Origin of the sequence: Mesorhizobium sp. LjNodule214, from assembly GCF_964252735.1 — a bacterium.
GTDB lineage: Bacteria > Pseudomonadota > Alphaproteobacteria > Rhizobiales > Rhizobiaceae > Mesorhizobium.
The window spans coordinates 135,324-157,367 of the sequence record NZ_CAXUPE020000006.1; the positions used below are offsets into that span (position 1 = coordinate 135,324).

Annotated in this window: 15 protein-coding genes and 5 pseudogenes; 7 read left to right on the forward strand and 13 right to left on the reverse strand. The window is 59.2% G+C overall.

Features of this window, described 5'->3' with window-relative positions; all coding sequences use genetic code 11:
- Positions 1-46 precede the first annotated feature (46 nt).
- The 4 genes and pseudogenes from ACSQ3Z_RS35665 to ACSQ3Z_RS35680 form a co-directional block, all read right to left on the reverse strand.
- Positions 47-949, reverse strand: a complete 903-nt coding sequence (locus ACSQ3Z_RS35665) for an HpcH/HpaI aldolase/citrate lyase family protein (protein WP_436175749.1) — start codon at positions 947-949, stop codon at positions 47-49.
- A 130-nt stretch (positions 950-1,079) separates the two neighbouring features.
- Positions 1,080-2,231 carry a CaiB/BaiF CoA transferase family protein gene (locus ACSQ3Z_RS35670; protein ID WP_436175750.1) on the reverse strand — a complete coding sequence of 384 codons (1,152 nt, stop codon included), beginning with the start codon at positions 2,229-2,231 and terminating at the stop codon, positions 1,080-1,082.
- A 15-nt stretch (positions 2,232-2,246) separates the two neighbouring features.
- Positions 2,247-3,497 (reverse strand): methylaspartate ammonia-lyase, encoded by a 1,251-nt coding sequence (locus ACSQ3Z_RS35675; RefSeq protein ID WP_436175788.1) that lies wholly within the window; start codon positions 3,495-3,497, stop codon positions 2,247-2,249.
- Positions 3,498-3,941: 444 nt separating this feature from the next.
- A pseudogene (locus ACSQ3Z_RS35680) lies at positions 3,942-4,136 on the reverse strand (transposase); the annotation flags it as partial.
- Between the two features lie 255 nt (positions 4,137-4,391).
- Between ACSQ3Z_RS35680 and ACSQ3Z_RS35685 the strand changes: the two are divergent.
- Positions 4,392-5,351: an IS110 family transposase gene (locus tag ACSQ3Z_RS35685; protein ID WP_436175789.1), complete on the forward strand. Its 960-nt coding sequence runs from the start codon at positions 4,392-4,394 to the stop codon at positions 5,349-5,351.
- On the opposite strand, the pseudogene ACSQ3Z_RS35690 reads toward ACSQ3Z_RS35685, so the two are convergent.
- Positions 5,346-6,560, reverse strand: a pseudogene (locus ACSQ3Z_RS35690) (IS256 family transposase). The gene ACSQ3Z_RS35685 and the pseudogene ACSQ3Z_RS35690 overlap by 6 nt on opposite strands.
- A 1,577-nt stretch (positions 6,561-8,137) precedes the next feature.
- On the opposite strand from ACSQ3Z_RS35690, the gene ACSQ3Z_RS35695 reads away from it, so the two are divergent.
- Positions 8,138-8,878 (forward strand): class I SAM-dependent methyltransferase, encoded by a 741-nt coding sequence (locus tag ACSQ3Z_RS35695; RefSeq protein ID WP_436175751.1) that lies wholly within the window; start codon positions 8,138-8,140, stop codon positions 8,876-8,878.
- Between the two features lie 189 nt (positions 8,879-9,067).
- Here ACSQ3Z_RS35695 and ACSQ3Z_RS35700 read toward each other — a convergent pair.
- A pseudogene (locus ACSQ3Z_RS35700) lies at positions 9,068-9,559 on the reverse strand (transposase); the annotation flags it as partial.
- 179 nt (positions 9,560-9,738) lie between these two features.
- Between ACSQ3Z_RS35700 and ACSQ3Z_RS35705 the strand changes: the two are divergent.
- From ACSQ3Z_RS35705 to ACSQ3Z_RS35720, 4 genes and pseudogenes are all read left to right on the forward strand, one after another.
- On the forward strand, positions 9,739-10,170 hold the full coding sequence (locus ACSQ3Z_RS35705) for an IS110 family transposase (protein WP_436175752.1): 432 nt from the start codon (positions 9,739-9,741) through the stop codon (positions 10,168-10,170).
- Positions 10,167-10,385 carry a hypothetical protein gene (locus ACSQ3Z_RS35710; RefSeq protein ID WP_436175753.1) on the forward strand — a complete coding sequence of 73 codons (219 nt, stop codon included), beginning with the start codon at positions 10,167-10,169 and terminating at the stop codon, positions 10,383-10,385. The genes ACSQ3Z_RS35705 and ACSQ3Z_RS35710 overlap by 4 nt, the downstream gene beginning before the upstream one ends.
- Before the next feature lie 49 nt (positions 10,386-10,434).
- Positions 10,435-10,857 (forward strand): annotated as a pseudogene (locus ACSQ3Z_RS35715) (transposase); the annotation flags it as partial.
- Between the two features lie 952 nt (positions 10,858-11,809).
- A complete protein-coding gene (locus ACSQ3Z_RS35720; protein WP_436175754.1) occupies positions 11,810-13,114 on the forward strand; it encodes an ATP-grasp domain-containing protein in 1,305 nt (434 codons plus the stop codon).
- A gap of 88 nt (positions 13,115-13,202) precedes the next feature.
- Here the strand turns inward: ACSQ3Z_RS35720 and ACSQ3Z_RS35725 are convergent, their stop codons facing one another.
- The 7 genes from ACSQ3Z_RS35725 to ACSQ3Z_RS35755 form a co-directional block, all read right to left on the reverse strand.
- Positions 13,203-14,207, reverse strand: a complete 1,005-nt coding sequence (locus ACSQ3Z_RS35725) for a succinylglutamate desuccinylase/aspartoacylase family protein (protein WP_436175755.1) — start codon at positions 14,205-14,207, stop codon at positions 13,203-13,205.
- 169 nt (positions 14,208-14,376) lie between these two features.
- Positions 14,377-15,738 carry a CapA family protein gene (locus ACSQ3Z_RS35730; protein ID WP_436175756.1) on the reverse strand — a complete coding sequence of 454 codons (1,362 nt, stop codon included), beginning with the start codon at positions 15,736-15,738 and terminating at the stop codon, positions 14,377-14,379.
- Positions 15,739-15,819: 81 nt separating this feature from the next.
- Complete coding sequence (locus ACSQ3Z_RS35735; protein ID WP_436175757.1) at positions 15,820-16,845, reverse strand: ABC transporter ATP-binding protein; 1,026 nt, start codon at positions 16,843-16,845, stop codon at positions 15,820-15,822.
- Positions 16,842-17,843, reverse strand: coding sequence for an ABC transporter ATP-binding protein (locus tag ACSQ3Z_RS35740; RefSeq protein ID WP_436175790.1), 1,002 nt, complete (start codon positions 17,841-17,843; stop codon positions 16,842-16,844). Before ACSQ3Z_RS35740 ends, ACSQ3Z_RS35735 begins: the two co-directional genes overlap by 4 nt.
- A gap of 7 nt (positions 17,844-17,850) precedes the next feature.
- Positions 17,851-18,732: an ABC transporter permease gene (locus ACSQ3Z_RS35745; RefSeq protein WP_436175758.1), complete on the reverse strand. Its 882-nt coding sequence runs from the start codon at positions 18,730-18,732 to the stop codon at positions 17,851-17,853.
- A 1-nt stretch (position 18,733) separates the two neighbouring features.
- Positions 18,734-19,675, reverse strand: a complete 942-nt coding sequence (locus tag ACSQ3Z_RS35750; protein WP_436175759.1) for an ABC transporter permease — start codon at positions 19,673-19,675, stop codon at positions 18,734-18,736.
- Positions 19,676-19,678: 3 nt separating this feature from the next.
- On the reverse strand, positions 19,679-21,277 hold the full coding sequence (locus tag ACSQ3Z_RS35755) for an ABC transporter substrate-binding protein (protein ID WP_436175760.1): 1,599 nt from the start codon (positions 21,275-21,277) through the stop codon (positions 19,679-19,681).
- A gap of 341 nt (positions 21,278-21,618) precedes the next feature.
- On the opposite strand from ACSQ3Z_RS35755, the pseudogene ACSQ3Z_RS35760 reads away from it, so the two are divergent.
- Positions 21,619-22,044: pseudogene (locus ACSQ3Z_RS35760) on the forward strand (IS110 family transposase); the annotation flags it as partial.

The window sequence follows — 22,044 nt, forward strand, 5'->3', positions numbered from 1 at the left end:
GCCAGCAAGACGGAAAGATGCCCGGTCTCCCTTGATCGGAGGTAGGTCAGTTGCGGCCCGCGAGAGCCAGAATGTCGTGGGCGCGCCGAACCACCGGCGGATCAACCATCTTACCATTCAACGAGAATGCAGACAGCCCGCGGGCGGCCGCATCATTCTTTGCGGCGATGACATCGCGAGCCCACTTGAGTTCTTGTGCGCTCGGGGAGAAGGCCTCATTGAATATGGCGACCTGTGTCGGATGGATCGCCAAAGCTCCGGCAAAGCCAAGGCGCCGCGCATGCGCCGCGGCCTCACGAAGTTTATCAGTGTCTGAAACCTCGCCGATGCTTCCAACAAAGCCCAGAGGGAGCAACCCGGCCGCACGGGCGGCAAAAAGAACGGAAAGGTTCGGCGCCAAGAGAAGGTCGAACTCCGGCGTGCCGCCAACAGAGGTACTGAAGTCTTCAGGGCCAAGCGCCATTGCAACCATCCTGGGATGGGCCGACGCTATGGCCGCGAGCTTGTGCAGGGCTGCGGCTGTCTCGATTTGGGCAAGGAAACGGATGCGTCCCTGTACAAGATTTCTTTCTCTTTCAAGTTCCAATACGGCATTCGCAATCTCTGATACCCACTCCGCCGAATCCGTCTTTGGAAGGACAAGCGCATCAACGCCTGCCACCACAGCTGCATCGAGATCCGCCACCAACGCCCGCAAACCACGATTCACGCGCACCAAAACAGATGCGCCCTTGCGGCCCACCTTTGCCACCGATTCAGGGAGCTGCCGCCGTGACTCAGCCTTTTCATCCTGGGGAACGGAGTCCTCGAGGTCCAGTATAACGCCATCCGCCCCGCGTTCATGAGCCGTCCCCACGAAGCGGGAAACGTGAGCGGGAACGAAGAGCAGAGATCTCCAGCGGGGCACAGACGTCGAGCTTTCAACGGCCGGAACGGTGTCCTTGATCACGGAGTGCCTCTGCGGCCGATGTTAGCGAGGACGGTAGCAGCCAGTTTGCCGAGTTCCCGCACTGGATGGCAAGGCACCGTCACGCTTTCTGTAAATCGCGAACGCGTCCACCTACCGACACGATCCGCGCTCATGCTGACGCGGCCCTATCGCGCAAACGCCCCAGAACCTCTTCCCGGACAGTTTGCGTATGAGCGCCAAGAGCCGGAACCGGGCGCAGCGAGGGACGCTCTGCGTTGAAGATCGCCGCCGGCGCTATCGTCTCTATATTTCCTTCGGGTGTGCCAACGGTTACCCTGCGAACGTGGGGATGCCCAGAAACATCCGCCACCTCGTTTAGACGGCCATATGCCAGACCGGCTGCCTCAAGCTCCTGCATTGCTTCGTGACAGGACAGTTCGGAAAAGCGCAGCGCGATGATCTCGTCAAGTTGCACCCGATTACCGAGGCGCTCCATGTTGTCGGAAAAACCAGGTGCGCGTGTCAGCTCGGTTCGCTTAAGGAACTTCTCGCAGAAATTTAGCCATTCGCGGTCATTTTGCACCGAAAAGACAACCTCTTTGCCGTCGGCGCACCGATACGCGCCATATGGCGCCAGCGACGGATGCTTCACGCCAGCGCGCACCGTGTGATACCCGCTGTAGTCGTTTTGCAAAACCGGCACGTTCATCCAATCGGCTAGAGCATCGAACAGTGACACCTGGATGCTGGTTCCTTCGCCGGTGACTTCGCGGTGATACAGCGCTTGAAGAATAGCGCTATGCGCGGTCATGCCCGCCGAGATGTCGCAAACTGAAACCCCCACACGCGCGGGTCCTTGTTGGTTGCCGGTGATCGCGCACAGACCCGTTTCAGCCTGAACGATGAGATCATATGCTTTCAAATGGGAATACGGCCCTGTCTCCCCGAAACCAGAGATGTCGCAGGTGATCAGCCGCGGAAAACGTCGACGGAGATCCACAGACCCAAAGCCAAGCTTTTCTATGCTGCCCGGCTTCAGATTTTGGATGAAGACGTCAGTAGAGGCAATGAGCATGTCGAGGACCTCGCGGTCTGCCTCCAACCTCAGGTCCAGACACACCGACTCCTTACCCCGGTTGAGCCAAACGAAGTAAGCGCTCTGTCCCCGCACCAACTTGTCGTAGTTTCGGGCAAAATCCCCTTCCGGCCTCTCAATCTTGATGACACGCGCCCCAGCATCCGCAAGCCGTGACGAGGCATAAGGCGCCGCCACCGCCTGCTCTACGGCTACGATCGTGATCCCCTCAAGAGAGTTCTGCATGTGACACCGTGCTTTTCATCCGACTTTTTCGTTTTGAGCCCGACGACGGTTCAGTATCGCCAGCAACCGGTTTTGTTCGTTGCCAACGATTGAGAATGCCTCGTCGACACCCATTCCGGGCTTTGCGAGCATCATGTCGGCCTGGGTTGCTACAGAGACGTGGACTGACGCCTGGGCGGAGAGATCCGTTTCCGTACAGCTCCCACCGACATAAGCCCCCACCTTGTTTTCCTTGCAGATAAGGACCGCGCGAGCCGTATCGGCGACTGAGCCGACGTCTGGGGTCTTGATTTGGACCAGATGCGCGGCCTTCGCTTCGGCAAAGAGCCGAACATCCTCTAACGTATTGCATCTCTCATCGACGACAATGCGAGCGCCGGAATTTCGGTTGTCCAGAATCGATACGATCTCGGCGTAATTCTCAATTTGCGCGTGCGTCGAACCAAAATCTGCCGGGGACTCAACATTCAGCGTGAAACCCGGGACGGTATCTGCAACCTTGCAGATAAAGTCCGCAATCCGTTGCGGTTCCAGACCGATTTCCTGGCCGATCCACCCATAAACATCAAAATGCAGCACCGGGTTGTATCCCGGGCGGCCGATTTGGCGCGTGCGCGTTGCAACCCATTTCACGAAATCCATGAAGGTCTGGCCGTCGACGCCGAATTTCTGCCGAGAGTTGATCAGGCCGTGTGGAAGCACATCCACGCCCTTCAAAATCATCTTATCAACGTTGATTTCGCGAGCATCACCGCTCTGGCAGTAGATCGGGACTCTATGCTTTGGCAGCGGTAGGTTAAATTCACCGCATATGATCTCCGCCATCGTTTTGCGCTGAAGATGGGCGGCTGCGCGGAGAAGAGCTTGGCTGACGCCATACTCAACAGCCAGAGGTAACCGCCGTTCGAGCGCTTCCAAGACATCCGTGCAAGAACCACGAAAGCGAGAGGCATCGACATCAAGGAGCCGCGGTGCGACAACGCGTGACGTTAAATCTGAGATTTGATTGGTGTCGAACAGCGGATCGCGTCCACCGGCACCAGAGTACTGGACGTTCATCATGTCGCCCCAAACAACGGTGTCGTCGGTAAGGACGAGCCCGACGCTGAGCGAAGATGCTGGAATGCGAATCGACTTGAACCCAGGGGTTATCGGTGCGCCGACATAAATGAAGCCGTCCTGGATCGCGCCGGACCTAATGGCTTCCTGATCGTCATAGAAAAATGCGCCGTTGCCAGGCACGAGCAGGACATCTTTGATCTGCACTTCACTTCGCTCGATTTTTGCGGACATGGGTTGACGGGCGCTTGCGATTCATTCGCTGCCTCCTAAGTATGCGCCACTCGGTATTGAGTTCACCAATATAATGTTCTGGACGTTGCCATCGCGTTTTCAGATGGCCATCTGGCATTTTGGTTTGTGGACCGACGACAAACTGCGCAGACTCGCGAGAGGGTTGTAGCCCCCAGATTTACCGCCTCCCGGCTCGCCCCGACATGCGCGCCAGGGCGGGGTTGTGATTTTCGTCGCGATGCGCGGCCAACTGAGAAGGGCAGGCCATTATTGTGGCGATGAATGTCACTTTTGGTTCGCCAAAACCCTAGACCACGAGTCGAGCGCAGCGCATTGTGGCCGAGCATGGCGGCTGCAAGGCGCTGGCGGGTTGTGTGCGTCAAGTTCTGAAAAAGGGCGGCCATGAAGCTGGTTATGCGCTTGGCGCAGCGCGAGCTTCTTGTGCTCGCGCAAGTCGTCGATGTTGATGTATCGGTTGGCCTCCATCCAGTTCTCGTTGGTTTCGAAGGCCAGCGCCCTGACGAGGCGCAGGCAGCTTTCGGCGTTGGGGAAGATGAGCTCGACATAGGTGCGCCGGCGGATTTCCTCGTTGAGGCGTTCCAGCATGTTGGTAACCGGTATGATCATGACGGTGCCATCCGATCCCCGCTGGAGATGATCGATTTTCGGCGTATGGTGCGACCATCCGGGACAGGGGCACCGGGAGTAAGCCAGGTGCGGGCAGGCCGATCTATTCGATGAGCTGCGAGCTCGCGTTAGTAGCTGGCCGCCCCTGCGACCTGCCCGGTTGCGCCGAGAGCGCGGATCCGTAGGTATCGCGTCGCCCGCCGGAAGGCGATCGCCCATGCCAGGATCAAGACCGACAAGATCGATGCCGGGGTTCTGGCGCAGCTCCATGCCAGCGGCTTTCTGCCGGAGGTTTGGGTTCCCGATGAGCGGACTGAGCGGCTTCGCCGCCTCGTCGCGCGGCGCAACCAGGTCGTGCGGCATGGCACGCGCGTGAAGAACGAGGTGCATGGCATCCTGCAGGCGCACCTCGTGCCGAAGTGCCCGCATGCCGATCTGTTCAACCGTCGGGGTCGCGCCTGGCTCGAGCGGCAGGTGCTTCCCGACGACGAGCGGGCCGCTATCGCTCGCCACATCCGCGAGATCGACCGCCTGGCCGAGGATCCGGCTGACCTCGATCGGGAGATCGCCCGGGAAGCAGTTGATGATGTGCAAGTCCGGCGGCTTCAGACGATCACCGGCGTCAATGCCATCGTCGCGAGTGGTATCATCGCCGCCGTCGGCGACATCCGGCGGTTCCGCGAACCGCAGAAGCTGGTGAGCTACTTCGGCCTCAATCCTCGTGTGCGTCAATCCGGTCTTGGCTTGGCGCAATATGGCCGGATCAGCAAACATGGGCGTTCCCATGCCCGCGCCATGCTGGTCGAGGCCGCCTGGGCGGCGGCGAAGGCGCCCGGACCGCTCAGGGCTTTCTTCCTGCGCATCCGCAACAAGCGCGGCCATCAGGTCGAAGCCGTGGCGCTCGCCCGCAAGCTCGCCGTGTTGATCTGGCATCTGCTGACAAAGGAGCAGGACTACTTCTGGGCTCGCCCGGCGCTGGTGGCGGCAAAGCAGAGGCAGCTCGCTCTCAAGGCTGGCGCGCCAGGCGAGCGCGGTGTCGGTCGCCGCGGTTCGGCTTACGCCTACAACGTGAAGGAGTTGCGAAACAGCGAGAAAGCAGCGGCCGAGAACGCCGAACGTGCCTACGAGCTGATGGTTCGGCATTGGCGGTCACGAGGGCCGAAGCGGCGCACGGACGCCACAAACGAGGAACGACTATAACGGCTGCGTGGCGGCACTCTCATCCTCTCGCACCACTCTTTGCCACGTGGTCGTCCGTGCCGGACAAATATAGCACAAGGAAATGTGGCTGCACGACCGACGCCTCGGTCCGCTCCAGAATGGCGCCGTGCTCGACGCCGTCAAGGCGTGGCCTGGAAACCTCGCAGCCGGCCGTGGCGCCAATCGCACCGGCCAGCCTTGACTGCGTCTCGACACGCTCGCACGGGAAATCCTGTAGGCGGGGGCGAAAAAACAGCTCACCTGAAGCCGAACAAAGAAACGCACAGGAGAACCGAAATCACGCTTGTCGATGTCATCCGTGGACTTCAGGTGCTTGTGGTGCTGGCGCGGCAGGCAAAAGAAGGCCAGCGTGCATTCGATGGTCTCCTCCACCCAGTCGTCAGCCAAGCGGCCCGACCATTTGGACAGCCATGCGGCGAGATCGGCCTTGGCCTCGGCGAGATCGCGCCGGTCGTAGAGCCATCTGAGTTCCTGCAGGCAATCGTCGCCGTGCTTGCGCGGCAGGTGATCGAGCGCGTTCCTGAGGAAGTGCACGTAGCGCTGCCAGGCGGCTTCGGGGATCACCTCGCCGATCGCCGCGACCAGGCCGGCATGGTCGTCAGAGACAACCATCTCGACGCCCTTGAGGCCGCGCGCCTTCAGCGCGACGAGGAAATCCCTCCAGGCCGAGCGGCTTTTGCGATTGGCCATTTCCACTGCCAAGATCTGGCGCCGCCCATCTTAGTCGATGCCGACCGCGTCAGCACCGCCTGGCTCGTGACGATGCCGGCCTCACGCACCTTCTCCTAGCGGGCATCGAGGATGAGATAGGCAAAGGGCTCTTGAAGTGGGCGCTCGGCAAAGGACCTTCAGGCTCTCGTCCAGCCGCTTGTTGATGGCCGAGATCGACGAGGCCGAGAACGCATGGCCGCACAGCTCTTCGGTGATCGCTTTGACCTTCCTGGTCGACACGCCCTGCACATACATCTCTGCAAGCGTCGCCGCCAAGGCCCGCTCGGAACGCTGATAACGCTCGAACAATTCCGTGGAGAAGCGGCCCGCCCGGTCCTGCGGAACCCGCAGCTCAAGTTGCCGACCCGCGTAACAAGGGTACGGCCGTAGTAACCCGATAGCCGAGACGCTCCGGCATGCGTTCGCTTCTCGAAGCCCCAACGCCTCGTCCATCTCGGCCTCGAGCACCTCCTGCATCACCGCACGGATCACCTCGTGCAGTCCATCCGGGTTCGAAAGCAGAATGTCTTTGACGGCGGCGCGAGGTGCCTACAATGGATGCCGAGGCGGAGTTCGCCATGAGCAGGCGCCTGCGGCGCGCGGGAAGACTTGTATTCGGCCGATCTCAGGGGATCTGAACCATGATGCAACATTCGCATCGTGGCCAAGCTCCGGCGCGGCAGGCCCATTCTACGTCCGCGATCTTAGGTATAGCTTCGGGTTGCCGCCACCTCGGATCGTCGGCGGCAGACGTCTGCGGGCCAGCCAAATGGGTGCGTGTTGCTCTCCTCTTCCCACGTGCACCCATCACGCCGCACGCAAGCTGACGCCCCTGTGGAGCCTCGCCCGTGGTGACGAGGCGTCACAGCGCAATCAGAAGCTTGCGCGCCAGCGCCATGATCATCGTCTTACGCGTGGCCTGCGGCCGTCGGGTGCACCTGGAACCATCGGACCATCGCACTGTCGTTGGAGGAGGAAAGCGCCAGACCAGTTGGATAAGCACTGCCGGCGTGCCAGCCCCTTCGCGCGCCGGCGGTTGCTGCTCTCGTCAGGCAAACCCCAAGCCGGGCATAGCGCGCCGCTGCGCGGCGATAACGCAATCCGCGCGAATTGGATCTGGTGGACCAGCATGTCCGCCGTCTCGACAGCGACCCCGATGACCCGTGCGATGAGGCGCACCATCGCATGCGGGCCATCTGGTGCAGCCGGAGCCGCGGCGAGCCTCCGCAGGCAGTCGCCCTCAATGATATGATCTGCACACGCAGGAGGTCGAGCCGCTCAAGCAAGCGATGCAACTCGGCGGGTGTTATCCGGTAGCGGCCTTGCCGCCTCTATGCGGTGGCCATGAGCCTGTCGGCCGCATTGCACAGGCTCAAGCGAAGGCTACGGGTGCCGAAGCGGGTGAGAAATCGCCTTGATGCGGACGATGAGTCGCGTCTGCTCACTAACCAAGCTCTGCCGCTTCCGGTTCGGACGCGCGTCCTCTTCTTCGAGCGTCGGATTCGCGGCACTGCAATAGCGCTTCTTGCCACGCCACCAGCCGAGAAACGCGCGTCAAAAGCTTTGGTGTCGAGCCGATCTGTCTTGGCCCAGTGCTAACGCGACATCCAACGCTGGCAGGGTGGATGGCGTAGGCCTCGAGGACGGCGCGCCACAGGCTTCGCTTGCCCAATGTTAGGAGCCCGACAAAGTTGTGACAAGCAGACAGGCAGAAGAGGACTTGAAGAACCAATGTGTTAGGCCGATACCGCTTTTGAGTTGGCACACCTCTTGCGTGTTGAACTGCGAGACTCACCCATCATCTCGGACGAAGGACTCAGGCCCTTAATACGCGCACTCAATTCTATAGCGACCCGCTCCTTTGCTCGCTAGGCAGCACCGAGAGCACCTCGGCAAGCGGTTCGACATCGCTCAAGCTTCTGTGCTTGCACCGAAGGCGTCGCGGGGTCGGCTGAAAACTAAACGAATTTCGTAACGGGCAGCGCAAATGATTTCGAACAGTAATGGTATGAAGGTTAGCAGAATGGCTAGCAGAAGCGTCAGGAGAATCGAACGTGTCTGATGAACTAACTTATGGCGAAATTTACGCTCCGATATACGAAGAATACACTAACCTGCAAGGTAAAGTCGCCGAGGTAGATGAGACAGTCGCCTTTCTTGAGCGATTTTGCAGCGGTGGGAGTGCTCTCGAATTGGGTATAGGAGACGGGCGCGTGGCGGTACCCTTAAGCGAGCGCGGGGCCAAGGTCGAAGGTATCGATAATTCGAGCAGCATGTTGAAACTTCTTGCCAAGCGCACCGATCTAATCACGGCTTGGCAGGGGGATATCGCCCATTTCAGATCAGAGCAGCGCTACAGTGTGGTGTATTGCGTTTATTTCACGTTCACGCTCCTCTTCACGCGCGAAGCGCAAATAGCTTGCCTCCGATCTGCCGCGGATGCGCTAAGTCATGATGGGGTTGTGGTGATAGAATTGGGTGTACCCGGCTTGGATCCTCTCGTCGGCGGCCGACAAACCACAAAGGCGCGGCTGGTGGATCATGAGAATACGATTCTCAATGTGGCTGTCCACGATCCACTAAAGCAGAACTTGGTTTCAACCCTTGTCTGGTTTTCTGGTACCTCTGTCAGACGTTTACCGCAACGTGTTCGCTACGTTTATCACCAGGAACTCGATACCATGGCCGAATGCGTGGGGCTGGAGCTAGCGGAGCGGTGGGGAGATTGGGCGAGAGGTGCGTTCACCGAACGATCCGATCGTCACGTCTCGGTCTACCGCCGAAGAAGCTCGTAAATCCGGATGCCGGTTTCGCAAACCGGGATTCCGTTTGCAGGAACAGCGTGTGTGTGTACCTCATTATGCCGGGCTGCAACAGCGGTCCACTCGCGAGACGCCGGAGAGCCCGACACAGCTTTGTTCGTCGGGTGCTTCCTGCTCTGGTAGAGCCTAGCCTCGGGATCGGTGGTCGAGGCATGCGCTTGGGCCGTCCTTCGGCTTGACGCTCTTCATCGAGGCCCACGCCTCGATCAGCGTGCCGTCGACCGAGAAGTGATCCGTCGACAGAAGCTTCTTCGCCTTGGGCTGCGCCAGCACCGCGCCTAAGACCTTCGCCGCGATATCGCCCTCCCGCAGCCGGTCACGGTTCTTGGAGATTAGCGAATGGTCCCAGGCCGCATCATCGACGCCGATGCCCACGAACCAGCGGAACAGAAGATCGTATTCGAGCCGTTCCAACAAAAGACGCTCTGAGCGGATCGAGTAAAACGCCTGCAAAAGCATCGCCCGCAGCAGTTTCTCGGGCGGGATCGAAGGCCGCCCGAGCGGCGAATACAACCTCGCGAACTCCAGCTCCAAAGCGACCAGCGCTTCGTTCACGATCTCCCGGATCGCACGCAGCGGATGTCCGCGCCGCACCGGTGCCTCAAGGTCAACATAGCTGAACAGCTCACCAGACCGTTCGTCTCGGCCGCGCATTCATCGATCTCCGAATCTCCCCGGAGCCTGTGAATCACGCTCACAGCGCCGCTGCGAGCGACTTCTTCAACAGATGGGGTGATTGGGGTCTCGCCCGAGCCAGATTGAGGGCGGCTGCTCCTGTCGAGATGTGAGAACGTGGTCGATGTAGATCGCCACAAACATCAGGAGGAGCAGCCATGAAGTATTTTGCCGGACTTGACGTGTCTTTGGAAGAGACCGCGGTCTGTGTCGTCGACGAGAGCGGCCGGATCGTGAAGGAAGGGCGGTCGGCGAGTGAGCCGAGGGCGCTTTATGAGGCCCTGCGGAAAATTAATCTGCCGCTGGAGCGCATCGGGCTCGAAGCCTGCTCGCTGACAGCCCGGCTTTATGACGGTATTCGCGCCGAAGGATTGCCGGCGATCTGCATCGAGACCCGGCAGGCCAACGCGGCGATGAAAACGATGCCGAACAAAACCGATCGCAACGATGCCCGCGCGCTTGCGCAGATCATGCGCACGGGCTGGTATCGGCAGGTGCATGTGAAGAGCCGGCAGTGTCGGTTCTGGCGGTCCCTCCTCGTCGCGCGACGCACGGCCTCAATGAAATGCGGACGATCGAAAATGTCGTGAGGGCGATTTTGCGGGAGGTCGGCATCAAGCTTGGCACTCCAAGCCGTGCAGCCTTCGCGCTTGTCGAGCCGCTTCTGGTGATCCTGGCCACCATGCTGCGCGAGTTCGGGCGACTGACAAAGCAGGTCCTCATTGGCATGGCGAGCCGCCGGCTGGTGGCGGACGCAATGCCGAAGCGGACTTCCATGGCCGGAAGCGATCGAACGAGACGTTGATCGCGTGCGCGAACTGATTGGCGCCATAATGACCGTATCTGCGTTTATCGCCCGCCAGGAGCAAGTCTGCCGGCGACTCATGAGCGTTCCAGGTGTGGGACCCATCACCGCGCTCGCCTTTCGTGCCACGATCGATCGGCCGGACCGCTTTCGTCGCTCGAGGGATGTCGGCGCGCATCTGGGTCTGACCCCGGCACGTTACCAATCGGGCGAAACGGACATTCAGGGCAAGGTGAGCCGATGCGGTGACGAACTCGCCCGCACGGCCCTCTATGAGGCGGCTCATTCGCTGCTCGTGCTCAGCAAGAAATGGTCGAGCCCCAGAGCGTGGGGCATGAACGTCGCCAAACGGCGCGGTATGGCTCGAGCCCGAGTTGCTGTTGCCCGCAAGCTCGCTGTCATTCTGCATCGCATGTGGAGTGATGCAACAGAATTCCGCTTCGGCAAGGCACCCGGCCGCGTATCGGCATGAAATAGGGATAACGGACCAACGAAGGAGGAGTTGATTCCGCCCGAAAGGGCGTGATCCGGATCGTTCCCGTGGGGACGATGGGCAAGGTGATCTCGTTAGCAGGCACGATCCTGGGCCGAACTCTCCCAAGGTCGTTCAACAGATTGAGACGCCTCGCTCTACTGACCCCATCATGCGGCGGCCTAACGTCGACCGCGAAGAGAAGCGAGTGACCTGCGGGGCGACATGGTCCGGAAAAATATCAGGAGGAGCTTGACCTCAACGACCCCAATCAGAGAAGCCTGCTAGAGGTCGGCTTGCTCCTCGCGCGCGAACCCGCGTCTCACCATCGATCTCTTTTTCTCTTTCATTGCATGCCGCATCAGGCTGCGTGCTTCGTCGATGACCATCCGGAACATGCGAAGATGGCAGGCGCATCAAGCGGCAGCTCGATCGATGAGCAGTTGTTCTGCAACGCTTCACGTATTCGGCAGCGACAAAGACGACACCAGCCGCACCTCAAACCGGCCTCACAGCCAGGCATCATTTCGGCCGGTAATATTTCCTGGTCGCCTCAAAAGCATAGCCCACACGGCGGCCGTAGGCCTGTAGCACTTCGAACAGAAAGGCGACGCCGGCGCTTGTAGCCTGGTGCTTCGATCAGAACTTCATTGCGCACCTCGGCAATGTCGATGGCTACCAGCACCGAAGCTAGCGGCACAAGCTTCTGGCGAACATCCAACGCCTATGCCTCCGAACTCTCGCAGACAACTCTCCGGAATTCGTCGAGACTCCCCGTGTCACGCTGCCCGGCTCCCCCGACGTGCCACAGAGCAGCCAAATAAATTCACAGAACCTTTGCAAACGCAAATTGCTGACAGTGGTACCCTCGCGCAAGGGGTGACGTTCGGCAGGAGAAAGTCGGTGCTATTTGCTAAAACCGGCGCACCCCATACAAAGGAGAGAACAGCTAATGGCAAGAAGAGCGCTCATCCTCGTCGAAGGTCATTCACGGATTGGTCTACTATACGTGAAAGCAGCCCGGCGCCTTGATCTTCATCCGATTACATTGTCGGCTAGCCCAGATCAGTACGACTATCTTGCAGCGGACGGGAGCGATGCAATCCGCGTCGATACAGGCAAACTCGATGCGCTGATCCACGAATGTTCGCGGCTACGTGCGACCTATCACATTGCTGGGCTTACTGGCTTTGCGGGTGACGACGAGTCGGTCTACTTGACAGTAGGTAAGCTTTGCCAGAGTTTGGAGTTACCGGGACCAAACCCTCTATCCATTGAACGATGCTGTAACAAGTTCACTCAACGTCAGTTGCTCGCGCAGGCCGGCATTCCAATCCCTGCTTATCGTTTGGCAGCCAATGCGGCAGAGATTGAAAGCGCTGCCGCGGACATCGGGCTGCCGGTGGTTCTTAAGCCAGTATTAGGGAGCGGCAGCATTGGAGTCCGTTTGTGCCGCAGCGTCGATGAATTGACTGAACATGCGACATATCTGTTGGCCGCTAACCAACTCCGTCAGTCCTCGCCGAGAACACTGGTTGAAGAATTCGCGGAAGGTCCACACTATGCGGTAGACATAATGGGCGATGAAGTTATTGGGATTGCGGCTGGTAAATTTGGCCGGCCGCCGCATTTCGTCTTTCGAGAATACGCCCATCCGGCCCAGCTGGACGATGAAGACTACAAACGTATCGCTGATGTTTCGCTGAGCTGTTTGCGAGCACTCGACCTTGGCTGGGGCCCAACCAACATAGAATTCCGGTTGACGAAGCGCGGCCCAGTCGTGGTCGAAGTCAATCCACGTCTTGCGGGTGGCCCTAATCCTCGCCTGGTTCAGCTGGCCTACGGGGTCGATCTGGTTACCGAGCACATCAAGCAGGTCATCGGGGAGGACTGGGATTTGCAGAAAAGGCATTTCCATGCCGCGGGCGCACGCTTCCTGGTTCCTGATCGCGATGGCACCCTCGATTGGATCACTGGCGACCGTCATGCGGCTGCTGTACCGGGTGTTACCGAGGTCGAATTGTATGTTAAACCCAATACCCAGATCAACTTGCAAGGCGACTACCATGATCGTGTAGGACATGTCATTGCCGCCTCACTAAGTCTTTCTCATACCCAGGAGATACTTGAGCGTGCCGTCAACATGATTAATCTGTCGATCTCACCATTTGCGACTGCTGGTGAAGTAAGACAATCGGCGGCCCCCACCTTGTCCACACCGGCGGAGGTAGGCACCGCCCAAGAAGTAAAATCGTAGTAGACCATTCGTTCACTTGAGAACTGGGCGGAGTGTGCAGCGCCAGATGTGAGACGGTGGTCTTGGGCAAGCCCGACGCTGATGACCTTCAGTGATTTGGATTTACGGGTCGCGCAACGAGCGCAACTCCTTCGTCTACATCAACATACGCTCCGGATCGAATGGCGTACACGATGCACGTGCCAGGCGCGCGGATGTCAATGGCGTCGGCCGTAGATAAATCCATCGAATACAGCTTGCCTATGATCTCACCCGCATTGACTTCATCCATCACCGAGCAGCGAGGCTCAAAGATGCCCCTCGAAGGCGATTTCAGCTCGTCGGAAGAGCGCCGCGTTTCGAGTGTTTGGGTGACCTTCTGGTGACGGAAGGTTGGACGGTCGGGCTTTCCCTCGACGAGTCCGAGCGCGATGAGTGCGTTGCGCAACCCAGCCTCGTAGATCGCAATCGCGTCGAAGCTGACCGTGCCGCCGCCGAATTCAGCGCAAACGAATACCTTGCCCTGGTTTTGGGCCAAAGTATCAAACATTCCCTGCGAACCTGGATGTTCCCAAACCAACGTCATGGGTAGTTTGAACGCTTCTGCCATTTGGAGCGTCTTGGCCATGAGAACAGGATCAGCAATTGGGTGCGTCGTACTCGACGGGGGGAAATCCCAATTTAGTCCGAAGCTGTGCAGATCGAAGACAGTGTCGGCCCATGGCAACAATGTGCGCGAAACCGCATCCGCGATCCGTTCGGTTACAGATCCGTCGCTACGGCCCGGAAAAACCCGATTGAGATTTAAGCCGTCGATCGGCGTATTGCGGCTGCATGCCTTTACGGCTGGTGGATTGAGCACCGGCGCGATTACAATTCTTCCACAAACTTGCGCCTCGGGGAGCCACTCTACAAGTCGTCGCGCAACAATCGGCCCCTCCAATTCATCGCCGTGACATCCGCCAGTGATCAGGAGCTGTGGTCCCTCGCCTTTGTTGAAACTGAAGACCGGAAGTGAAAGAGCTTCGCAATCGGCGCCTTCTGGGACAACAAGATGTCCGTTGCTCATGCCAGCCTTGTCGAGATCAAACGTAAGGTGTGGTGCTTCGCTCATTGCGGAGATTTCCTTGAATTTCAAAGTACGAGACTGTCGTCGCCAATTCCGGTCAGCTTTGGCACTGGGGTGCGACGCGTTTTCGATCGCGGACGTAAGTTGCGGGAACATCGCGATGCAAAGATCCAAAGTGCCTGGCGAGGGCTGGCAATTCTGGCCTGGAGATACCTTATAGTGATGCTCCAGGCTTCAGCCTTATCACACCGACATCGTTCTCGATGGCAATCTCGGTCCCAAATGGCTTGGAGAGCTTCTGTAGTCGCTCCAGAATGGTCTTCGCTTGCGCCTGATTTACTAAACGTGGGACGCCGCGATCAGCAAATCTCCTTAAGCGACCGAGTTCAATCGGATACAGCCGCAATTCGGCAAGCTGGTTCTGCTTAAACTGGCTCCGCGCCACGATGCTTTCCCAAAAGATCGGGTTTGAATAGCTGGCCATCTCTGCGACCTTGACCTCGGCATCCGTGTGTATCCGAGGGTCCTTGGCGTAGTCGCCGAACATTTCGGCACCCGTAGGGGTCCCCAAGTCATCCTGGAAGAAATTTCCGAGGCTATAAAAGATCGGGCGGCCCTTAAATATCTCGATGCCTCTCAGTTGATGAGGTCCATGGCCAATGTATGCGTCGGCCCCGGCATCGATCAGCCTATGAGCAAAGGATCGTTCGTAATCCGGCGGCTCGTTGCTCCAGTTCCCAGGCTCGTGACAGTGGTTCGCGACGATGCAAAAATCGGAGAACTGCTTGCCCCGCCGGACGTTTCGTAGAATGTCGGCGACATCACGTGCGTCTGGGTCGAAACTATATCCGACCTTGTCGCCAGCCTTATAGGTTGTTCCGGCGAGCACGACTTTAAGTGGATCATCCCGGAAGGGGATGTCGGTAGGCAAGGCAGAACTTATTAGCCTTACATTTTCGAGCATTTCGGCCGAAACCACGATGCTTTCCGCTAAACGAAGAGCATTCAGTCCTGGTCGTCCAGGGGCCTCACCAGCGGGATCCCCCGCACGGGCCATCGGTTTGAATGTTGAAGCACATGATAGCAACGCCACACGACCACGTGCGGTCTCGAAGAAGCGCGCGGCGCCGGCTTGTGCGAGATTCTCGCCTACCCCTGCATGGATAATCCCGTTTTGATCTAGCACTCGGCTGGTTTCGCGCATGCCTTCAACGCCCCAGTCAAATGAATGGTTGTTTGCGCGGCCAAGGATGTTGAATCCCATCGACTTCAAATCTTGACCAACCTCTGGCAGGCTGAGGTGATACGCACCGCCGTATTCAGCCTGCGGATATCCATTGAACGATCGGATATCGAAGGTGTTGACTTCCAGGTTGCCAAAAGTGGTGTCAGCATCGCGAAGGATCTTGACGACGTCGCCGAAGCCAGAATCCTGAGATTTGGTCACTGCTCGTGATACGATAAGGTCGCCGACTGCTACCATCGTGAAGCCGTCCGCCACGTTAGTTGAAATCGACCCGACCACATCATAGCCGGGTGCCTCGTCGACCGGATGACCAGCGTTCTCGTTGCTCATAGATTTCTCCTCGTCTCGCTTCTTCCTGCCGCACTTGGCATGATGTTCCGTCTTTTTATCAGCGGTGCCCAAGTCCGGTGGCTATGCGACGGAAGTGAGCGAAGAATTGGCCGCCGCGTTCGCCGGCATGGCCATGGCCGGAGCGCGCACATGACAGGCCACGACCCGTCCGTCGGCCAAGGGCGCCAAAGGCGGCACTTCGATGCGGCAACGCTCGATCGCCAGCGGGCAGCGAGGGTGGAATGCGCAGCCGCTCGGTGGATTGATTGGGCTTGGCACCTCGCCCTCGACGGGGGCCTCCATCCGAACCCGCGTCGGATCCGGCACTGGAGCTGCCGCGATCAGCGCCTCGGTGTAGGGATGGACCGGTTTCGCGAAGAGCGCCTCGCTCGGGGCGAGCTCCACGATCCGCCCCAGATACATGACGGCAACGCGATGCGCGATATGCTCCACGACGCCGAGGTCATGCGAGATGAAGACGAAGGCGATACCCATCTGCTGCTGAAGATCCAGAAGCAGATTCAGAATCTGCGCCTGTACGGAGACGTCAAGGGCTGACACCGCTTCGTCGGCGATGATGAGAGAGGGGTTGAGCGACAGGGCGCGTGCAATACCGAGCCGCTGGCGCTGACCGCCCGACAACTCGGACGGCAGCCTGAGCATCATTTCAGGCGACATTCCGACCTTTCGGAGAAGGTCCGCAGCGAGTGCCTGGCGCTGCTTGCGGCTGAGACGCTCAAAATTCTCCACGGGTTCGGTGATGATCTGTCCGGCCGCGAGGCGGGGGTTCAGCGATGAATAAGGATCCTGAAACACCATCTGCATCCGACGGCGCCAGGCGCGAAGCGCGTGCTTCTTGAGGCCCGCAATGTCGGTTCCATCGATCAGTACGCGGCCAGCCGTCGGCTCGACGAGCCGCATCAGGAGCCGCGCCACGGTGGACTTGCCGCAGCCGGATTCACCGACGATGCAAAGCGTCTCACCCGCTTCGACAGAAAAGGATACATCCTCCACCGCCCGGATCACCGGAATGTTTTTCTTGAAGATTCCCGAGCCAAGCGGATAATGCTTGGTCAGATTCTCGACTTTCAGCAGAGGTCCGCTCATGCGCCCATCACCTCTTCGGCGCGCCAGCAAGCCGCAGCGTGGCTCAACCCGACATCACGCAGGGCGGGCGTCTTGTCGCGGCAAATATCGATCGCGAACGGGCAGCGAGGCGCAAAGCTGCAGCCGACAATGGGCTCTCGCAGACTTGGCACGATACCGGGGATTTCTGGAAGGCGGCGCTGGCGGCCGCGCCGCGGATCCGGCACCGACCGCATGAGGCCCTGGGTGTAGGGATGCGCCGGTCGCGCGAACAAATCGATCACGCTCGCTTGTTCTACGATCCGGCCAGCATACATCACGATGACGCGTTGGCATGTCTCGGCGACAACCCCCAGGTCATGCGTGATGAACATCACGGCCGTTCCGGTGCGCTCTTTCAGATCGACGATGAGCCGCAGGATCTGCGCCTGGATCGTGACATCAAGCGCCGTGGTTGGCTCATCGGCAATCAAAAGTTCCGGCGAGCAGGCGAGAGCCATGGCGATCATGGCGCGCTGGCGCATCCCGCCCGACAGTTCATGAGGATAGTTGTTGACGCGACGCTCGGGGTCCGCAATGCGGACAAGACCCAGCATCTCTTCGGCCTTCGCCGCAGCCACCGAGTGGGATGCTTTCGTGTGGATCTGCACTGCCTCGGCGATCTGGTGGCCGACCGTATAGACCGGGTTCAGGCTCGTCATCGGGTCCTGGAAGATCATGGCGATCTGGTCGCCACGGATCTGTCGCATCTCCCGGTCGGAGAGCTGAAGGAGATCGCGTCCGTGAAAGCGGACCTCGCCGCCGACTGTCTCGGCGGTCAGCTTGGGCAGGAGCCGAAGGATGGAGAGCGCGGTGACGCTCTTCCCACATCCCGACTCGCCGACGACGCCGAGTGTTTCGCCTTTCTTCACCTGGAAGCTGATGCCGCCCAGGGCACGGGTGACGCTGTCTTCGCCATAAAAGTGCGTCTCAAGGTCGCGAACGTCGAGAAGCACGTCATTCCCTATCGTTTGATGCATCTGCACGTCAGCGCCTCCGCTTCGCGCGGGGATCGAACAGGTCGCGCAAACCGTCCCCGAGGAGGTTGACGGCTAGGACCGTGACGGCAAGGCAGATGCCGGGCGCGAAGATCGTCAATGGGGCGATGGCGAGATAGAGGCGCGAACTGGCGATCATGTTGCCCCAGCTCGGGATCTCGGGCGGCACGCCCACGCCGAGGAAGCTCAGCCCCGCCTCCGTCAGGATCGCGCTGGCGCAGACGGTGGCGCCCTGGACCATCAGCGCCGGAACGGTGCTCGGCAGAATATGTCGCCACAGCACCTTGGGCAGGCGCGCACCGCCGCAGAGCGCGGCCTCCACATAGGGACGTTCCCGAACACCCAATACCACCGAACGAACCAGCCGCGCGACGGCTGGCGTTTCGGGGATCGCGATGGCCACGATGAGAATGCCAATGCCGGGGCCTGTCAGGGAAATAAGGGCAATGGCAAGCAGAATGGTCGGGATGGACATCAGGCCATCCATGATCCGCATGACGACGTTGTCGAAGCTGCGGCTGTAGCCGGCGATGACACCGATCAGAAGCCCGGCAAGAGCCGCACACGCCGCCGACAACAATCCGACCCTGAGGGAGATGCGGGCGCCGAAGACCGTTCGCGCAAACACGTCCCGGCCCAGGTTGTCGCTCCCGAACCACATCTCGGCGGAAGGCGGCTGGAGGCGCTTGAACGGGTTTATGTTCCCTGGATCGCCGGCGTAAAGGGGGGCGGCGAGCGCCAGAATGACCAACATCGCCAGGAGGCCGCCGCCTATGAAGACCAGCGGATGCCGCCTTGCAAGACGGGGAAGGTCAGACAGTCGCAGCCGACCTATCGGCGCGGCTTCAACTGGTGCGGAGATGAGCGTCATATCAGTACCGGATGCGGGGATCGATTATCGTATAGGCGAGATCGACCGTCAGGTTGATAAAGACGTACAGACCCGAAGTCAGGATGAGCACACTCTGAATGATCGGGTAGTCGCGATTGTTGATCGCATCCACGACGAGACGACCGATACCAGGGATGTTGAACACCGTTTCCGTGAGGACGACTCCGCCAATAAGATAGGCGAAGCTAATTCCGATGACGGTCAGGATCGGGACGCCGGCATTCTTCAGAGCATGGTGGAAAAGCATGGCATAGGACGAAGCGCCCTTGGCGGCAGCCGTTCGCATGTAGTCTTCTGACAGGACCTCGAGCATGCTTGCACGCGTAACCCGGGCGATAAAAGCAATGTAGGCAACACTTAAAGCAACCGTTGGCAGGATCAGGTGCTCAAACCAGGATCCAAGGCCTTGGCCAATGGGCTTGTATCCCTGAACCGGCAACCAGTGCACCTGCATGGCGAAGAAGTAGACGAGAAAGTAGCCGACAACAAAGACCGGAACTGAAAACCCGAGCGCCGAGAATGCCGTTAGAACACGGTCTATTGGACCACCGGCGCGCCACGCAGCCAAGATGCCAAAGGATACGCCGATCATAACTGAAACAAGCATGGTCAAGCTAGACAGAGAGACGGTCGGCTCAAGCCGCTGCGACATGAGCTCGAGAACCGGTCGTCCGGCAAAGATCGACGTGCCGAAATCGCCGCTGAGCATGTCGCGCACCCAATGTAAGAACTGAACTGGCATAGGATCGTTCAGGCCCAGCTTCTCGCGGATGCCGGCAATCATCTCCTCCGTCGCCGACCGGCCAGCGATCATCGCCGCCGGGTCGCCAGGCGCTAACCGGAGTAGAAGGAAGACGAAAACCCCGACCATCGCCATGACAGCGATGGCCGAAATCAGCCTGCGAACGATGTAACCAGCCATCGCTCAGGCCTTCTGCATATTCCACATCGGAACGACCTGCGGCAGGCCGATAAGGCCGGTAAGCGTCTTGCGGCGCGCCATCGGCGAGACATAGTGGCCCAACCGCACATCGCCCACGAAATCCCACCAGAGACCTTGCATCTGGCGAGCCAAGGCCTTCCGTTCCTCAAGCGTTGCAACAAACGCCCACTTGGCCCGCAGTGCTTCATATTCATCATTCTTCGGCCAGCCATACCAGGCGCTCTCTCCGTTCGCTAGGAGAAGCGGGGTAGCTAACGGATTGGCGAGGGAGAAATCCGCCTCAGACGTAATGAACATGCTCCAGCCGCCATTCTCGATCGAATCCTTTTTCGCGCGACGTGTGGAGAGGCCACCCCAGTCGCTGGGCGCAAGCTCGACATTGATCCCGATGTTGCGCAATGCAGCAGCAAGCAACTGCGAACCATCGTTGCTCGGCGCCCAATCGGTTGCCTGTAGAACCAAGACCTTTTCGCCTGCATAGCCGGCCTCCTTGAAGAGCTGCTTGGCCTTTTCTGGATCGCCGCCCTTCTTGTACCAGCCCGTATTCTCATCGTTGGAATAGAGCGTATCCCCACCGAATATCGAAGTGACCGAGGCGCCATACTTCGGCGCCAGGACGCTCATGAACGCCTCCTGATCAATCAGGTGAAGCATCGCCTGCCGCGCCTTCACGTTGTCGAACGGCTTCTGGAGACAATTGAGGCGCAGCAACATGCTCTTGCCCGATTTGTCCAGAACATCAACCACGAGGTTGGGATCACTCTCGATCACCGACAAAAGGTCGTTGGGCGGCTGCTCAACGTAATCAATCTCACCTGCTTGCAAGGCCGCGAAGGCTGTCTGCGGGTCGGAGATATTATCCCAGATTATACGATCGACTTTGACGATCTTACCGCCGGCCAATCCGTCCGCCGGCTCCTGGCGAGGAACATATTTTTCATTGCGATCGTAGGTGTAGCTCGCGCCCGGCTTGATAAGTGCTTCATTGAACCTGAACGGTCCCGATCCGATATTCGTGGTGACCTGCTCGGTTGCCGGGCGACTGGCATCCTTCTCGCGCATTATGAATAGGCACGGCGGTGACAGATCTGCCAGGAGATCGATCAAAATGCCAAGCGGTTCCTTGAGGGAGATCACAAATGTCTTGTCGTCCTTCTTTGAGATGTCGCCAGCGCGCTCCATGATCAACTGTCCACCTGGGGCTACCTGGCCCCAGCGACGGATCGAAGCCACACAGTCGCCCGCAGTGACGGGAGTGCCGTCGTGCCAAGCCAGGCCGTCCCGCAGTTGGAACGTGTAGGTCTTTCTGTCATCGGACACACCCCACTTGCCGACCATTTGCGGGTGCGGCATGAACTTCGAGTCCACCGCGAACAGAGTATCGTAAATCGCCAAGCCGTGGTCAGCGGTGACGTTCGTCGCCGAAAAAATTGGATCGAAGATGCGCAGGTCATTCGCCTTCACCATGTGCACCGTCGGTGTACTACCTGACGCGGCCTGTACCCGTAGAACTGATGGGATCGATATAGCCGCTCCGGCGGCCAAGCCCGTTTTGATGAGATCGCGTCGAGAGATTGTCATCGATCATCCCCTTGCAAATCGCGCCGTTGATCCGCGCTTATTTGATGAATACCAGATGATCATCTGTCGCCCGGCCGACTACGTCAAATTCAGATTGCGTATCATTGCCATCTAGTTGTGAGATGCCCTCCCGCTGCGTGGTGTAGCTGGCGGCATTGGTCGCCGTGCTCTCCGGCATGGGCCGGGCTGATCAGGGCCGCCACGGCTGGCAGGCTAGATCAGAGGATCATCGCTCATCTGGCTGATCGTTTGCAGATGGGGTGGATGCCAGCCTTCTCCGACGGCATCGCAATGTGCCAAGTTTGTGGTGTTAGAGCCACGCAAAGGAGAGGCAGGCATCCATGGAAAAAGTTACCATCATCGGGGTCGATCTGGCAAAGAACATGTTTCAGCTGGAGCGACGGCTGATGGATCAGTCGTGTTCCGCAAAAAGCTGTCGCGCCTGCAGTTTTGCAAATTCATGGCGGGTCAGCCAACATGTGTCGTGGCGATGGAGGCGTGCGCCGGTTCCCATTATTGGGCTCGCGAGATGGCCCAGCTTGGCCAACAGCCGAAGCTGATTGCACCTCGGTATGTCAAGGCGTTCGTAAAGCGGCAGAAGAACGACGCAGCGGATGCGGAGGCGATCGTCGAGGCAGCGCAACGGCCAACGATGCGCTTCGTCGAACCGAAAACCGCGCCCGAGAACAGCTGGTCAATCAGCGCACTGAGTTGGTCAACGCATTGCGTGCGCACACCTTTATGAGTTCGGCCACATCGCGCCGCAG

Bases quoted from the DNA above. Each gene is read 5' to 3' on its own strand.
- ACSQ3Z_RS35705 (WP_436175752.1), top strand. From the start codon at position 9,739: ATGAAGTATTTTGCCGGACTTGACGTGTCTTTGGAAGAGACCGCGGTC.
- ACSQ3Z_RS35720 (WP_436175754.1), top strand. From the start codon at position 11,810: ATGGCAAGAAGAGCGCTCATCCTCGTCGAAGGTCATTCACGGATTGGT.
- ACSQ3Z_RS35755 (WP_436175760.1), bottom strand. From the start codon at position 21,277: ATGACAATCTCTCGACGCGATCTCATCAAAACGGGCTTGGCCGCCGGA.
- ACSQ3Z_RS35730 (WP_436175756.1), bottom strand. From the start codon at position 15,738: ATGAGCAACGAGAACGCTGGTCATCCGGTCGACGAGGCACCCGGCTAT.
- ACSQ3Z_RS35740 (WP_436175790.1), bottom strand. From the start codon at position 17,843: ATGCATCAAACGATAGGGAATGACGTGCTTCTCGACGTTCGCGACCTT.
- ACSQ3Z_RS35735 (WP_436175757.1), bottom strand. From the start codon at position 16,845: ATGAGCGGACCTCTGCTGAAAGTCGAGAATCTGACCAAGCATTATCCG.
- ACSQ3Z_RS35725 (WP_436175755.1), bottom strand. From the start codon at position 14,207: ATGAGCGAAGCACCACACCTTACGTTTGATCTCGACAAGGCTGGCATG.
- ACSQ3Z_RS35745 (WP_436175758.1), bottom strand. From the start codon at position 18,732: ATGACGCTCATCTCCGCACCAGTTGAAGCCGCGCCGATAGGTCGGCTG.
- ACSQ3Z_RS35750 (WP_436175759.1), bottom strand. From the start codon at position 19,675: ATGGCTGGTTACATCGTTCGCAGGCTGATTTCGGCCATCGCTGTCATG.
- ACSQ3Z_RS35670 (WP_436175750.1), bottom strand. From the start codon at position 2,231: ATGCAGAACTCTCTTGAGGGGATCACGATCGTAGCCGTAGAGCAGGCG.